General features: G+C 70.6%; 10 protein-coding genes. 8 read left to right on the top strand and 2 right to left on the bottom strand.

Annotated elements, in window-relative coordinates:
* Nucleotides 1-264 precede the first annotated feature (264 nt).
* The gene (locus tag QK288_RS15185) at nucleotides 265-1,182 is read left to right on the top strand and encodes a hypothetical protein (RefSeq protein WP_281265110.1); all 918 of its coding nucleotides are present in this window, start codon (nucleotides 265-267) and stop codon (nucleotides 1,180-1,182) included.
* A gap of 132 nt (nucleotides 1,183-1,314) precedes the next feature.
* Here the strand turns inward: QK288_RS15185 and QK288_RS15180 are convergent, their stop codons facing one another.
* A complete protein-coding gene (locus QK288_RS15180) occupies nucleotides 1,315-2,742 on the bottom strand; it encodes an amino acid permease (RefSeq protein WP_281265109.1) in 1,428 nt (475 codons plus the stop codon).
* A gap of 170 nt (nucleotides 2,743-2,912) precedes the next feature.
* On the opposite strand from QK288_RS15180, the gene QK288_RS15175 reads away from it, so the two are divergent.
* The 7 genes from QK288_RS15175 to QK288_RS15145 all read left to right on the top strand — a co-directional run bounded on the left by QK288_RS15175 (nucleotide 2,913) and on the right by QK288_RS15145 (nucleotide 13,422).
* On the top strand, nucleotides 2,913-4,799 hold the full coding sequence (locus QK288_RS15175; RefSeq protein ID WP_281267607.1) for an ABC transporter ATP-binding protein: 1,887 nt from the start codon (nucleotides 2,913-2,915) through the stop codon (nucleotides 4,797-4,799).
* Between the two features lie 143 nt (nucleotides 4,800-4,942).
* Nucleotides 4,943-7,174, top strand: a complete 2,232-nt coding sequence (locus tag QK288_RS15170) for an adenylate/guanylate cyclase domain-containing protein (RefSeq protein ID WP_281265108.1) — start codon at nucleotides 4,943-4,945, stop codon at nucleotides 7,172-7,174.
* Complete coding sequence (locus tag QK288_RS15165; protein WP_281265107.1) at nucleotides 7,171-8,598, top strand: mechanosensitive ion channel domain-containing protein; 1,428 nt, start codon at nucleotides 7,171-7,173, stop codon at nucleotides 8,596-8,598. The genes QK288_RS15170 and QK288_RS15165 overlap by 4 nt, the downstream gene beginning before the upstream one ends.
* Before the next feature lie 187 nt (nucleotides 8,599-8,785).
* The gene (locus tag QK288_RS15160; protein ID WP_281265106.1) at nucleotides 8,786-10,150 is read left to right on the top strand and encodes a cystathionine beta-synthase; all 1,365 of its coding nucleotides are present in this window, start codon (nucleotides 8,786-8,788) and stop codon (nucleotides 10,148-10,150) included.
* 74 nt (nucleotides 10,151-10,224) lie between these two features.
* The gene (locus QK288_RS15155) at nucleotides 10,225-11,370 is read left to right on the top strand and encodes a cystathionine gamma-synthase (RefSeq protein WP_281265105.1); all 1,146 of its coding nucleotides are present in this window, start codon (nucleotides 10,225-10,227) and stop codon (nucleotides 11,368-11,370) included.
* Nucleotides 11,371-11,441: 71 nt separating this feature from the next.
* Nucleotides 11,442-12,830 carry an MFS transporter gene (locus QK288_RS15150; protein WP_281265104.1) on the top strand — a complete coding sequence of 463 codons (1,389 nt, stop codon included), beginning with the start codon at nucleotides 11,442-11,444 and terminating at the stop codon, nucleotides 12,828-12,830.
* Between the two features lie 28 nt (nucleotides 12,831-12,858).
* Nucleotides 12,859-13,422, top strand: a complete 564-nt coding sequence (locus tag QK288_RS15145) for a substrate-binding domain-containing protein (RefSeq protein ID WP_281265103.1) — start codon at nucleotides 12,859-12,861, stop codon at nucleotides 13,420-13,422.
* Between the two features lie 195 nt (nucleotides 13,423-13,617).
* Here the strand turns inward: QK288_RS15145 and QK288_RS15140 are convergent, their stop codons facing one another.
* Nucleotides 13,618-14,199: a TetR/AcrR family transcriptional regulator gene (locus QK288_RS15140; RefSeq protein WP_281265102.1), complete on the bottom strand. Its 582-nt coding sequence runs from the start codon at nucleotides 14,197-14,199 to the stop codon at nucleotides 13,618-13,620.
* Nucleotides 14,200-14,278: the final 79 nt, after the last annotated feature.

Genomic DNA, 14,278 nt, shown 5'->3' with positions numbered 1-14,278 from the left:
CTTCGTCGTGTGCGGGGGCGGCGGGCGCGTGGGCGGCGCGGGCGGCGGCTGGGCGCGGACGGCTGCCGGCGGCGTCCTTCCGCGAAAGCGACAGTCTGCCGCCGAAGTCTTGCGGGTGGAAGTCGCTTCGGCGGCAGTGACAATGGGACCACGCGGCACAGCGTCGGGTTGACGTCAGACTCCACATCGTCCGGGGCGGACGATCAGTCCACAGATCGCTGGACAGCGCGCCAACTCGGTCCGCCAGGGCGACAGCGTGCGGGTATGTGCACAGCTCGTGACATCGACCTCTTCCGAACCACCTCGCTCGACCGTGCTGCAGCGCGACATCTCCAGCGGCGACGTGCGGCCGACGAACTCGTCCGGATACGGCACGGTGTGTACGTCGAGCGCAACCAGTGGGAGGCGCTCGACGGTCGTTCTCGGCACCTCGTCCGGATGCGGGCGGTGATCCCGCTTCTGAGACCAGGCGCCCTGTTCGCGCTCGACTCGGCGGCTGCGATCCTCGGCTTCCCCAGACTCGATCCGTGGCCGGACCGGGTCCGTGCGGTCGTGCCGTCGCTCGACCACGACGTCCACCGTGTCGGTCTGACGCTGCACGCCGGACACGTCGGGGCAGACGGGCGCCTGTTCTGGGGTGTGCCGTTCTCGTCACGCGCATGGACGGTGGTGGAACTCGCTCGTCGGAGTTCGTTGTCGGCGGCCGTCGTGGTCATCGACGACGCACTCCGAAGGGGCGTGTCGGCCGCGGAACTCGAGCAGATCGCCGCGGAGACGGGTCCGTGGGGATCGGTGCGGCTCGAGCACGCCCTCGAGATCGCGGACGTTCGACACGAGTCCGTCGGTGAGTCGTACCTCGCGGCCCGCGCAGCGGAACTCGGCTGCCCCGACCTCGAGCCCCAGCACGAGTTCGTCGCGCCTGACGGAACCGTCGATCGCGTCGACTTCTGGTTGCCACGACTGGGCATCGTCGTCGAGTTCGACGGCCGTCAGAAGTACGACGACCCCGTGATGCTCGCGGGAAGAGCCCCGCGTGATGTCCTCTGGGACGAGAAGCGTCGCGAGGACCGCCTCCGTGCGAGGGCCGAGGTGCGTCGGTTCGTTCGGGTCACTTGGTCCCACCTCGTCGCGCCGGAGCGGCTCCGGGCGCTGTTCCGGCAGCAGGGGGTGCCATGTCGGTGACATCTCCGTGTGACGCCGAAGCGACACGTTTCGACATCGTCGAATTGTCCGGTGCGCACGAGCGACAGGGTGCCGCCGAGTGCGGGCGGGAACCTGTCGCTTTCGCGGAAGGGCCGCGCGGCAGCGCCGCGGTCAGGACAGGGTGCTGTGGCGGCGGCCGTAGAGCAGGTAGAGCGCGGCGCCGGCGACCATCCAGATGCCGAAGGCGATCCACGTGCCGATGCCGAGGAACACGGCGAGCAGGACGCAGCACAGCGCACCGAGGATCGGGACGACCGGGAACAGGGGCACCCGGTAGGACCGCTCGAGGTCCGGCTGCGACCGGCGCAGGATGATCACCGAGACGTTCACGAGCGCGAACGCCACGAGCGTGCCGATGCTCGTCGCGTCGGCGAGTTCGCCGAGCGGTACCAGGGCGGCGACGATCGTCACGACGATGCCGATGATCAGGGTGTTCGCGATCGGGGTACCCGTGCGCCGCGAGACCCGCCCGAACACCCGCGGGACCAGTCCGTCGCGCGCCATGGTCAGCAGGATGCGGGTCTGTCCGTAGAGCACCGTCAGCACGACGCTCGCGATCGCGATGACGGCACCGATCGAGAAGACGAGGGCGACGAGCGGCTGGCCGGTCACGTCGACGACGATGCGGACCAGGGACGCCTCGGTGGACGAGAACGACGTCCACGGCCGGGCACCGATCGCGGCGATGGCCACGAGGATGTAGAGCGCGGTGATGAGCGCGATCGACCCGATGATCGCGCGGGGGAGGTCACGGCGGGGGTTCTTCGCCTCGTCGCCCGCGGTGGACGCGGCGTCGAACCCGATGTAGGAGAAGAACAGTCGTGATGCCGCAGCGGTCACACCCGCGGCTCCCATCGGGGCGAGCGGCTCGAAGTTCTGGGTCCGGAACGCCGTGAAGGCCACGGCGACGAAGAACACCAGCAGCGCGATCTTCACGACGACCATCAGCGTGTTCACCCAGGCGCTCTCGCGGGCACCGGGGATCAGGATCGCGGTGGCGATGAGCACGAGCGCCGCCGCCGGCAGGTTGACCAGTCCGCCCTCGCCGGGGGGAGCGGCCAGCGCGGTCGGCAGGTGCAGCCCGAACACCTTGAGGGTCTCGTCGACGTACTCGCTCGCACCGACCGCGACGGCCGCCACCGAGACGGCGTACTCGAGCACCAGACACCACCCGCAGACCCAGGCGATCCCCTCGCCCATGGTGGCGTAGGTGTACGAGTAGCTGGAGCCGGAGGTCGGGACGGCGCCGGCCATCTCCGCGTAGGACAGCGCCGACAGCAGCGCCGCGACGCCGGCGAGCACGAAGGAGATCCACACCGCAGGCCCGGCGAGCGGCACCGCGGTACCGAGGACGACGAGGATGCCGGTGCCGAGCGTCGCCCCGACGCTGATCATCGTCAGGTGCCAGACACCGAGCGTCCGGCGGAGCGGCTCCCCGTTCACGCCGGTCGTGGACTCGGACTGCAGCTGGTCGATCGGCTTCCGTCGCGCGAGCTGGTGACGCAGGGACGTTGCGGGGCGGGACGGCGCGGACGACATGGGACCTCGTGGTGCGGGGAACGGGACGGATCATGCTCGCACGGCCCCGGATGGGGGTCAATTCCACGGATCCGTGCAGGTGGCGTCCCGACGTCGGGGCCCGGGGATACATTTGCTCGAGTGAGCGCACCGTCCGGTGGGCACCGGGCGGAAGGACCCTCGCGATGAGCATGCCGGGGATGCGCGGCGGTGGCGGCGGCGGTCGCGGCGGCCGGATCTCGAGCGGCGACTACGACGCGCAGAAGGCCGCCAACGCCGAGGCGCCACGGATCCCGCACCTGCTGCGACGCATCGCCGGCCTCTTCGTCCCGCACCGTCGGTCGATCGTCTTCACGGTCGTGCTCGTGCTCATCGGGGCGGCCCTCTCGGTGATCCCGCCGCTCCTGACGCAGAAGGCGTTCGACCTCGGGCTGTTCCCGAAGTCGGGGACGCCGGACATCCCGGTGCTGTTCTGGCTGGTGACCGCGATGGTCGTCCTGTGGATCGCCAGCGCCGGCGTCGGCGTGTGGCAGACGTACCTCACGGCGACGGTGGGCAACAAGGTGATGGGCGCGATGCGCATGCGCCTGTTCGCCCACCTGCAGCGGATGGAGCTCGCCTTCTTCACCCGCACCAAGACCGGGGTGATCCAGTCGCGCCTGCAGAACGACGTCGGTGGCGTCGCGAGCGTGCTGAACAACACGATCTCGTCGGTGCTCGGCAACACCGTCACGGTGATCGCGGCGGTGGTCGCGATGCTCCTGCTGAGCTGGCAGATGACCCTCGTGGCGGTCGTCCTGCTGCCGTTCCTGGTCATCGCCCAGCGCAAGGTCGGTCAGGTCCGGGCGAAGATCGCCGGGCAGACGCAGGAGTCGCTCTCCGACATGACCGCCATCACGCAGGAAGCCCTGAGCGTCTCGGGCATCCTGCTCGCCAAGAGCTTCAACCAGCAGCGCAGCGAGACCCACCGCTACGGCGATGAGAACCGCAACCAGATCGCGCTGCAGGTCCGGCAGCAGATGTCCGGCCAGTGGTTCTTCGCGATCGTGCAGATCTTCCTGTCGATCATCCCGGCGATCATCTACCTCGTCGCCGCCTACCTGATCCTCGGCGGCGTCCCGATCACGGCCGGCACGATCGTCGCGTTCACGACCGTGCAGTCTCGGCTGCTGTTCCCGACCGTGGGGCTGCTGCGCGTCGTCCTCGACCTGCAGACCTCCGGCGCGCTGTTCGCCCGCATCTTCGAGTACCTCGACCTGAAGCCGGCGATCACGGACTCGCCGACGGCCGGCAAGGTCGACGAGACCCGCGTGGGCCACGTCGCCTTCGACGACGTGACGTTCACCTACCCGGACGGTGAAGCCGACAAGCCGACGCTCCGCGGGGTCTCGTTCGAGCTCGAACCCGGGCAGTTCGCCGCGTTCGTCGGGCCGTCCGGTGCCGGCAAGACCACCGTCTCGTACCTCGTCCCGCGGCTCTACGAGGCGACGAAGGGCTCGGTGCGGTTCGCCGGCGCCGACGTCCGTGACCTCGAGCACGAGGACCTGATGCGGCACGTCGGGATCGTCAGCCAGGAGACCTACCTGTTCCACGCCACGATCGGCGACAACCTCCGCTACGCCAAACCCGACGCCACGGACGAGGAACTCGAGCGTGCGGCTCGCGCAGCGAACATCCACGAGACGATCGCGTCGTTCCCCGACGGGTACGACACCGTGGTCGGGGAGCGTGGCTACCGACTGTCGGGCGGCGAGAAGCAGCGCATCGCGATCGCGCGGGTCATGCTCAAGGACCCGCCGGTCCTGGTGCTCGACGAAGCGACGAGTGCGCTCGACTCCATCTCCGAACGCGTCGTGCAGACGGCCCTCGACGCCGCTGCACAGGGGCGCACCACGATCTCGATCGCGCACCGGCTCTCCACCGTGCGCGACGCCGACGTGATCTTCGTGCTCGATCACGGTCGGATCGTGGAGCAGGGCACGCACGACGAACTGCTGGCGCTCGACGGCATCTACGCGATGCTGCACCTCCAGCAGAACACCCCGATCGAGGCGGCAACCGGCGCCATCGACGCGTGACACCGGTGCAACCGGACGCAACCCGGAGCAACTGCTGACACGCGTGTTGCGCACGTGGTACTTGTGATTGAACGCCGATCCTGCGGCGCTGCACCACCGGTTCCCTGCGCACGCGATCGCCGTGCCTCCTGATCGGAGTTCCTGTGACAGCAGTCCCTCCAGCAGCCCCCGACGCGGACCCGATCCCGCCAGCAGAACCCGGGACCGGCACGGGTTCGATCCGGGTGACCGACCAGCCGGCACGCCGCAAGGGTCGCTGGCGCCGGTTCCTCACCACCGGCTCGCTCGACATCCAGTCGAAGCTGCTGGTGATGCTCCTCGGTGTCAGTGTGCTGGCGGCCCTGGTGATCGGGGCCGTCGGGTACGTGAACGGCCGGAACGCCCTCCAGACCGCGGCGCTCAACCAGGTGACGTCGCTGCGGGAGTCGCGCATCACAGAACTGAAGCGATCGTTCAACCAGTTCACCCAGACGGTGGTGTCGCAGAGCCGCAACGCGAGCGTCATCGGCGCCACGAAGGCGTTCACGTCGGGATGGGACGACTTGCAGGACACCCCGGTGTCGGCGAGCGACCGGAGCAAGGTCGACGGCTGGTACCGGGACACCTTCGTCCCGCAGCTCGATGCCCGCAGCGGAGGGACGGCGAACCCGGAGCAGTTCGCACCGACCCAGGACCCGCAGGCGTACCTGCAGGCGAAGTACACGGCGCCGTTCGACGACTACGACAAGGCCATCAAGCAGGACGACGCAGGCGACGGCAGCTCCTGGTCCGCCGCGCACGCCGAGTACCAGCCGTACTTCCGGCAGATCGTCGAGGCACAGGGCTACGAGGACCTCGCGCTGATGGACACGAACGGCAACGTGGTCTACTCCGCCTACGCGGGTGCCGACCTCGGCACGAACGTCGAGGACGGGCCCTACCGAGACTCGAACCTGGCGACCGGGTACAAGGAGGCGCTGCAGCTGACGAGTTCGGACGACATCGTGGTGACGGACTTCGCGCGGTACGTGCCGAGCCTCAACGTGCCGACCCTCTGGGTGATGTCGCCGGTCGGCGAGGACGGCAAGATCATCGGCGTCATGGCCGTCCAGGTGCCCGTCGACCTGATCAACCAGGTCATGACGGGCGACCAGCACTGGGCGAAGGACGGCCTCGGGGACACCGGTGAGTCGTACCTCGTCGGCGACGACGACCTGATGCGGTCGTACCCGCGTCAGCTGCTCGAGCACCCGAAGCAGTACGAGCGGGACGTGGTCTCGGCCGGCACCGCTCCGGCGACGGCGAAGCGCGAGCTGCAGGTCAAGGGGTCGGTCCTGCTCCAGCAGGTGAACACCACGCCGGTGACCCGTGCCCTGCAGGGCAAGACCGGCACGGTGGTCGCGGACGACTACCGCGGCAAGGAGACCCTCGCGGCCTACGCCCCGCTCGAGGTGGACGGCCTGCGCTGGGTGGTGGTCGCGCAGATGGACACGTCAGAGGCGTTCGCGCCGATCAACGAGCTCACCAGGAACATCGGGCTCGCCCTGGTCGGGATCATCGTGCTGGTGTCCCTGCTGTCGCTGCTGCTCGCGCAGGTGTTCGTCCGGCCGATCCGACGGCTGCAGACCGCGGTCAACCGCGTGAGCGCGGGCGAGATCGGCGTCGAGGTCCGCGCGAAGCAGGGCGACGAGATCGGCGACCTCGGGCTCGCATTCAACGACATGAGCCGGAGCCTCAAGGTCAAGCAGGACCTGCTCGACGACCAGCGACGGCAGAACGACGCGCTGCTGCGGACGATGATGCCGGACGAGGTCGCCAAGCGGTACAAGCAGGGCGACCAGACGATCGCAGCTGACCACCAGGACGTCGCGGTGGTCTACGCCGACATCATCGGGTTCGACGACTTCGCGAGGGACCTGTCGGCGGAGGAGTCCCTCGCGCTCGTGAACGACGTCTGGCGGTCCTTCGACGACGCCGCACAGCGCCACGGCGTCGAACGCGTGCGGTCGACGAGGAGCGGGTACCTGGCGAGCTGCGGCCTGTCGGTGCCCCGGGTGGACAACGTCCGCAGGGTCGTCGACTTCACCGCGGACGCGCAGGCCGTGATCGACCGGTTCAACGCGCAGAACGGCGCATCGATCGGCCTCAGGGCCGGCATCGACACCGGTGAGGTGACGAGCGGCCTGGTCGGCAAGTCGAGCCTGATCTACGACATGTGGGGCGACGCCGTCAGCCTGGCCTTCCGGGTGCAGGGCATCGCGCCGACACCAGGGGTCTTCGCGACGCAGCGGGTGGTCGACAAGCTCGGCGACCGGAACGACCTGGAAGAGGCCGGCCTCGTCGAGACGCAGGGCGGCCCGCAGCGGGTGTGGAAGTTCGTCAGGAGTGCGCGATGACCCCGTTCTGGCAGCAGGACTGGTTCTGGCCGGCGATCGTCGTGATCATCGGGCTGCCCGTCGTGCTGCTCGTCCTCACCGAGTGGCAGTCGAACCTGCAGCGGCGTGGCAACGACCTGCACAAGATCATCGGGCTGCTCCGGAACGCGGTCGTCCCGCTCATCGCGATCTTCATCCTGTCGACGCAGGTCACCGAGGCGGTCGACCCGAAGGAGGTGACGGCGAACCGGATCATCGGGACCGTCCTCGGGTTCCTCGTGATCATCTTCGTGCTCAACGGCCTCAACATCATGCTGTTCACGAACGCCAGGAAGGGAACCTGGCGCGAGAAGATCCCGTCGATCTTCGTCGACATCGCCAGGATCGTGCTCATCGCCCTCGGGCTCGCGCTGGTCTTCAAGCTCGTCTGGAACGCGGACGTCGGCGGCATCTTCACGGCGCTCGGCGTCGGGTCGCTCGTCATCGGCCTCGCGCTGCAGTCCGCGGTCGGTCCGGTCATCGCCGGCCTGTTCCTGCTGTTCGAGCAGCCGTTCCGTCTGGGCGACTGGCTCGATGCCGGCGGCGCGCGGGGCCGGGTCGTCGAGGTGAACTGGCGGTCGGTGCACATCGACACCGGCAACGGCATCCTGATCATGCCGAACTCGTCGCTCGCGGGGGCGTCGTTCACGAACCTGTCCCGCACGGGCGGCACGTTCCCGGTGTCGACCGAGGTCACCTTCACGACCGACGACCCGCCGGCGGCCGTCGTGGCGCTGCTCCAGCGCATCGCGGCGGAACTCCCGCAGAAGTACCCGGGCACGACGCCGTCAGCGGTGCCGATGGGCGGGGCTGCCTACTCGGTGTCGTTCGAGGTGCGCGGGCCGTCGCAGGAGGGCGACGCGCTCGCCGTGTTCCGGCTGTGGCTCTGGTACGCCGCACGTCGTGCCGGGCTCGGGCTCGACGGCGACACCACGGACGACTTCGTCACCGACGAGCGCCGTGACGCCGCCGTGGACACGATCGCGCCGACGCTCTACCTGGGCGCCGACGACGCGATCGCCCTGCGCCCCGTCGTGCGGCTCGAGCGGTACGCGGCGGGGGAGACGATCATGCGCCCGGGAGTCGTCCCGCGGGCACTGCGGTTCGTCCTGTCCGGCAGCGTCGAGCTCCGCGTCCCGTTCGAGGACGAGCAGCTCCCGGCGTCCAGGGTCGAAGCAGGCGACTACGTCGGGCAGACCGCGCTGACGCGGGAGGTCGTGCAGACCAACCAGGTCGCCCTGACCGAGGTGACGGTGCTCGTGGTCCCGGTCGAGGCGATCGACACCATCGTGCGGTCGTCGCCGCAACTCGCGAAGGACATCGGTGCGGTCATCGACCGACGGCACCAGGACGTCGCCGACGCGCTCGAGGCGCGGATCGCGCAGCTCCGCGCCGTGGCGAGCTGACCCGGCGAGCTGCGGCAGCGGCTCGGTCGCGCTCCGTTCCGGACTGGAGGCTCGGTGCCAGCTGGCACCGTGCCTCCCCCCATCGGCATGGCCGGCACGCCGCTGGCGCGTCGCGCCGGTACCGGCGGCGTGGGCCCAGCCCGACACATGCTGACTCGCACAGGGAGGCAGTCCGTAGACTCGATGCGTGCGTTATGCGAACTCCGTCGTCGACCTCGTCGGCGACACCCCCCTGGTCCGGCTGAACCGCGTCACCGAGGGCATTCGCGCCACGGTGCTGGTGAAGGTGGAGTACCTGAACCCCGGCGGGTCGTCGAAGGACCGCATCGCCACGCGGATCCTCGACACCGCCGAAGCCTCCGGTGACCTGCAGCCGGGCGGCACCATCGTCGAGCCCACGTCGGGCAACACCGGCGTCGGGCTGGCCCTCGTCGCCCAGCAGCGCGGGTACCGGTGCGTGTTCGTGCTGCCGGACAAGGTCGGCGAGGACAAGCGCAACGTGCTCACCGCCTACGGCGCCGAGATCGTCGTCACGCCGACGGCCGTCCCGCCGGAGCACCCGGAGTCGTACTACTCGGTGTCCGACCGGCTGGTGCAGGAGATCCCCGGTGCCTACAAGCCGAACCAGTACGCGAACCCGAACGGGCCGCGCAGTCACTACGAGACCACCGGTCCGGAGATCTGGCGCGACACCGACGAGCGCATCACCCACTTCGTCGCCGGCGTCGGCACCGGGGGCACCATCACGGGCACCGGGCGCTTCCTGAAGGAGGCGTCGGACGGCCGCGTGCGGATCGTCGGCGCGGACCCCGAGGGCTCCGTCTACTCCGGCGGCACCGGTCGTCCGTACCTGGTCGAGGGCGTCGGCGAGGACTTCTGGCCGTCGGCGTACGACCCCGAGGTCCCCGACGAGATCATCGCGGTGTCGGACGCCGACTCGTTCGCGATGACCCGTCGCCTGGCGCGTGAGGAGGGCCTGCTAGTCGGCGGCTCGAGCGGCATGGCCGTCGTCGCGGCGCTCCGTGCTGCGCAGGACCTGACCGAGGACGACGTCGTCGTGGTGCTCCTGCCGGACGGCGGGCGCGGCTACCTCGGCAAGATCTTCAACGACCGCTGGATGCGTTCCTACGGGTTCGCGGAGACCGACGACGCCCGGACCGTCGGGTCGCTCATCGCCGGCAAGGACGGACGCCTGCCCGACCTCGTCCACGCGCACCCGTCGGACACCGTCCGCGAGGTCGTCGACATCATGACCAAGTACGGCGTCTCGCAGATGCCCGTGCTGAGCGCCGAGCCGCCCGTCGTCATCGGCGAGGTCGTCGGCGCTGTGGAGGAGAAGGCACTCCTCGAGCAGGTCTTCACCGGTGCCGCGAAGATGGCCGACGCGCTCACCGCCTTCGTCGGGGACCCGCTGCCGCTCATCGGCGTCGGCGAGTCCGTGTCGGCGGCCCGGCGGGCGCTGGAGTCCGCCGACGCGCTCCTCGTCGTCGAGGACGGCAAGCCCGTCACCGTGCTCACCCGGCACGACCTGCTCACCTACCTGTCCGAGTGAGCACGGCAGCGCACCCACCGTGCGGTGCGCGACCGACGCGATCCGAGCCTCCCGTTGCGACCTGGAGAAAGCACATGACCGAGTTCAGCACCCGCGCCATCCACGCCGGCCAGGAGCCTGACGGGCCCACCGGCGCCGTCATCCCGCCGCTCCACCTGACGTCGACCTACGTGCAGGACGGTATCGGGCAGATGCGGAACGGCTACGAGTACTCCCGATCCGGCAACCCGACGCGTGACTCCCTGCAGACCCTGCTCGCCGACCTCGACGGTGGCGTCGCCGCGTACTCGTTCTCGTCCGGCCTGGCCGCCGAGGACGCCCTCCTCCGCGCCACGCTGACGCCGGGTTCGCGCGTCGTCATGGGCAACGACGTCTACGGCGGCACGCACCGGCTCGTGAACCGGCTGCACGTACCGTGGGGTGTCGAACTCGTCGTCGTCGACATGAGCGACCTCGACCGGGTCCGTGCCGCACTGCAGGACGCGCCGGCGTCGACCGTGCTGTGGGTCGAGACCCCGACGAACCCGCTCATGAAGATCGCCGACATCGAGGCGCTCGCCGCCGTCGGACACGACGCCGGTGCGCTCGTGGTCGTCGACAACACCTTCGCGTCGCCGTACCTCCAGCAGCCGCTCGCCCTCGGCGCGGACGTCGTCGCGTACTCCACCACGAAGTACCTCGGCGGACACTCCGACGTCGTCGGCGGGGCGATCGTGCTGCGGGACCAGGAGCTCGCCGACAAGGTCCAGTTCCTGCAGTTCGGCGCCGGTGCGATCTCGTCGCCGTTCGACGCCTGGCTGACGATCCGCGGCATCAAGACCCTCGCGGTCCGGATGGAGCGGCACTCGCAGAACGCGCAGGCCGTCGCCGAGGCGCTCGTCGGCGACCCCGCGGTGGAGCACGTCTACTACCCGGGGCTCACCGACCACCCCGGGCACGACGTCGCCGCCCGGCAGATGCGCGGGTTCGGCGGGATGCTCTCGGTCGCGCTCGCGGGTGGTCCGGAGGCGGCGAAGCGGTTCGCCGAGTCGACGGAGGTGTTCGCGCTCGCCGAGTCGCTCGGCGGGGTGGAGTCGCTCATCGGCTACCCGAGCGAGATGACCCACGCGTCCGTGAGGGGCACCGAGCTCGAGGTCCCGGAGAACATCGTGCGCCTGTCGGTCGGCATCGAGGACGCCGGTGACCTGGTCGCGGACGTCCGGCAGGCGCTGCGCCGCTGACCCTGCGCCGACGTCCGGCAGGCGCTCCGCCTCCGACTCGCGGTCCCTCCGGTCCCCGCTAGCCTGGGCGGGTGACCGCCACGACGCCGACGAGGACGACCCTGTTCAGCAGGGGGTACGCCCTCCCGACGATCGGGATGGTCGCGATCGTGGCCGTCGCCGCGTTCCAGAACCTGGCGATGACGACGATCATGCCGGAGATCAGCCGCGACCTGCACGGGGAGACGCTGTACTCGCTGAGCTTCGCGGCACCGCTCGCCGCCGGCGTCCCGGGGATGGTGCTCGCCGGCAACTGGACGGACCGGGCGGGTGGCCGCGTGGTGGCGTGGGTGTCCGCGGCGCTCTTCGCCGTCGGGACCGCGATCGTCATGCTCGCGCCGACGATGCCGGTGTTCCTCGCCGGTCGTCTGGTCGAGGGCTTCGGCGCCGGCGCGATCGACGTGGTGCTCTACGTCCTGGTCGCGCGGATCTTCCCCGCGGAGCTGCACGGTCCCGTGTTCGCCGGGTTCGCCGCGGCGTGGGTGGTCCCGGCGCTCGTCGGACCGGCGCTCGCCGGGTTCGTCACGGAGCTCTCCAGCTGGCACTGGGTGTTCGCCGGGGCGCTCGTGATCGCCGTCGTCGCGTTCAGCCTGCTCGTGCCGACCCTCGGACGGCTCCACCCGCCGGCCGCTGCACTCCGCCCACCGTGGCAGCGCGGGCGGATCGCGTGGTCCGTCGCGGCCGCTGTCGCCGTCCTCCTGCTCAACGTCGCTCCGGACCTGCCGGTCGTCCCACGCATCGCCGCGGTGGTCGTCGGGCTCGTCGGCGCCTGGGTCGCCCTGCGTCCGCTGCTGCCGCGCCGCACCCTGACCGCCGCGCCCGGTCTGCCGTCGGTGGTGCTGCTCCGCGGCGTCCTCGCCGCGGGGTTCTTCGGTGCCGAGGCGTACGTGCCGTTCCTCCTGCAGGCGCAGCACGGGCTCTCGCCGTCCGCGGCCGGGCTGGCGCTGACCGTCGCGGCGCTCAGCTGGGCCGGCGCGAGCTGGGTGCACGGGCGGTTGGGGGAGCGTCGGTTCACCGCGGCGTGGGCGTTCGGCGTCGGGCTCGGCCTCGTCGTCGTCAGTCTGGTCGCGGCATTCGCGGTGGCGGCGTGGGACCTGCCGGTGTGGGTGCTCGTGGCCGGTTGGTTCGTCGGTGGCGCCGGGATGGGCGTCGCGTACCCGCGCACCTCGATGCTGACGCTCCGGTTCTCGAGCGAGGGGGACGACGGGTTCGCGAGCTCCGCCCTGACGATCGCGGACGCGGCCGGCAGCGTGGTGGGGCTCGCCGTCGCCGGGTTGCTGTTCACCGCCTCGGGTGGACGGAACGACGCCACGGCGTTCTCCCTCGTGTTCGCCGCGATGACCGTCATCGCGCTCGTCGGGTGGTTCGCCGTCCGCCGACTCGGTCCGGTGCCGCCTCCGTCGTCCGCCGGGAACGGGTAGCGTGGCAGACCCACGTCGAGGAGGAACCGTGCGTCGCATCCTGGCCGCCGCCGCCCTGGTGAGCGCGGTGTTCGTGCTCGCCGGGTGCAGCGGGACGACCTCGGTCGCGCCGACGCCGGTCAAGAGCACGGACCTCACCAGCTCGGACGGCGGGTTCGACCAGCACGCCGTCGTCGGGGTCGTGCTGCTCCCGGAAGGAGCCACGCCGGCCGGTGGCGGTGCATCGCTGCCCGACCGGTTCCGCACCTCGCTGACCGAGGCGGGCTTCCGACCCGACGTGCGGGTCGCCGACGCGGACGACCCGGCGGGATCGCAGCGGACCGCGGTGCGGGACCTCGTGCGCACGGGAGCGAAGGCGCTGCTCGTGCAGGCCGACGACCCCTCGGCGTTGACCGGGGTCCTGCAGACAGCGCACGACGCGGGCGTGGTCGTGGTCGGTCTCGACGGCGCGGTCCCCGCCAGCGGCACCGGCGGTGACGGGGTGTCGTCCGACTACAGCATCACCGGGACGGACTCCGACGCCGACCTCGTCGAGCAGTCGGTCGACGCCGTGACGTCGCTCCAGCGGGGCGAGAAGCCGGCCACCGACTGACGCAGGTCGGCCGCTCTGGTCGCGACCGCGGGCCGGACGGGAGGCTCGTGGCGACCCCGCCACGAGCCTCCCGTCCGCCGTGCGCGCACGTTCCGACCCATCACGCGCGCAGTAGGAAGCCGAATCGCGCGTAGGAGGCGGGGAAAATCGGCTTCCTACGCGCGGAACTGCTTCGTACGCGCGGAACGGCTGCGGTCAGCTCCACCACGTCGGGAAGGACGCGGTGATGGTGTCGACGAGGGCCTTGCGGGCACGTCGGGGCCCGGCGAGCCAGGCCTCGATCGCGCCGACGAACCCCTGGGCGACGAAGCCAGCCGCGACGTCGTCGAGGAGCTCCGGGCGCGTGGCCTGGTCGAGCTCCCGGATGTGCAGCGCGCTCGACACCGTGAAGTGCTCGACGAGCAGCCGGTGGAGCGAGCCGTCGTTCGGGTCGGGGAGTGCCTTGCCGTAGATGTCACGGTGCGTGACGACGTGCTCGACGACGGCGTTGATGCCCTTGCGGGTGATCGCGGCGAGTTCGTCGCGGCTCGCACCCCGGTCGGAGGCGACCCGGCGCGCCTCGGCGTCGTCGTCGCGGATGCGGTCGAGCTCCGGGGTGAGCACGTCGGCGAGCAGCGAGCCGGGGGAGACGGCGTGTGAGTAGAACGTGGCACGGTTGATCCCGGCGGCGCGCGTGACGTCGGCCACCGTGATCTCGGAGACGGGGCGGTCGGCGGCGAGCCGGAGGATCGCCTCGCGCAGCGCGGCCGTGGTGTGCAGGATCCGAGCGTCCACCATGACGCCCACCCCCTCTTCCGGTACGAGTCCGCCCGGAGGCTCCCGAGCCCTCCGACGGTACCGCAGGTCAGGGGAGCGG

The organism is Curtobacterium sp. 9128, from assembly GCF_900086645.1.
In the GTDB taxonomy this organism is placed as follows: domain Bacteria; phylum Actinomycetota; class Actinomycetes; order Actinomycetales; family Microbacteriaceae; genus Curtobacterium.
Note: the sequence above shows the minus strand (reverse complement) of the source record. Positions and strands in the feature narration are given on the sequence as shown.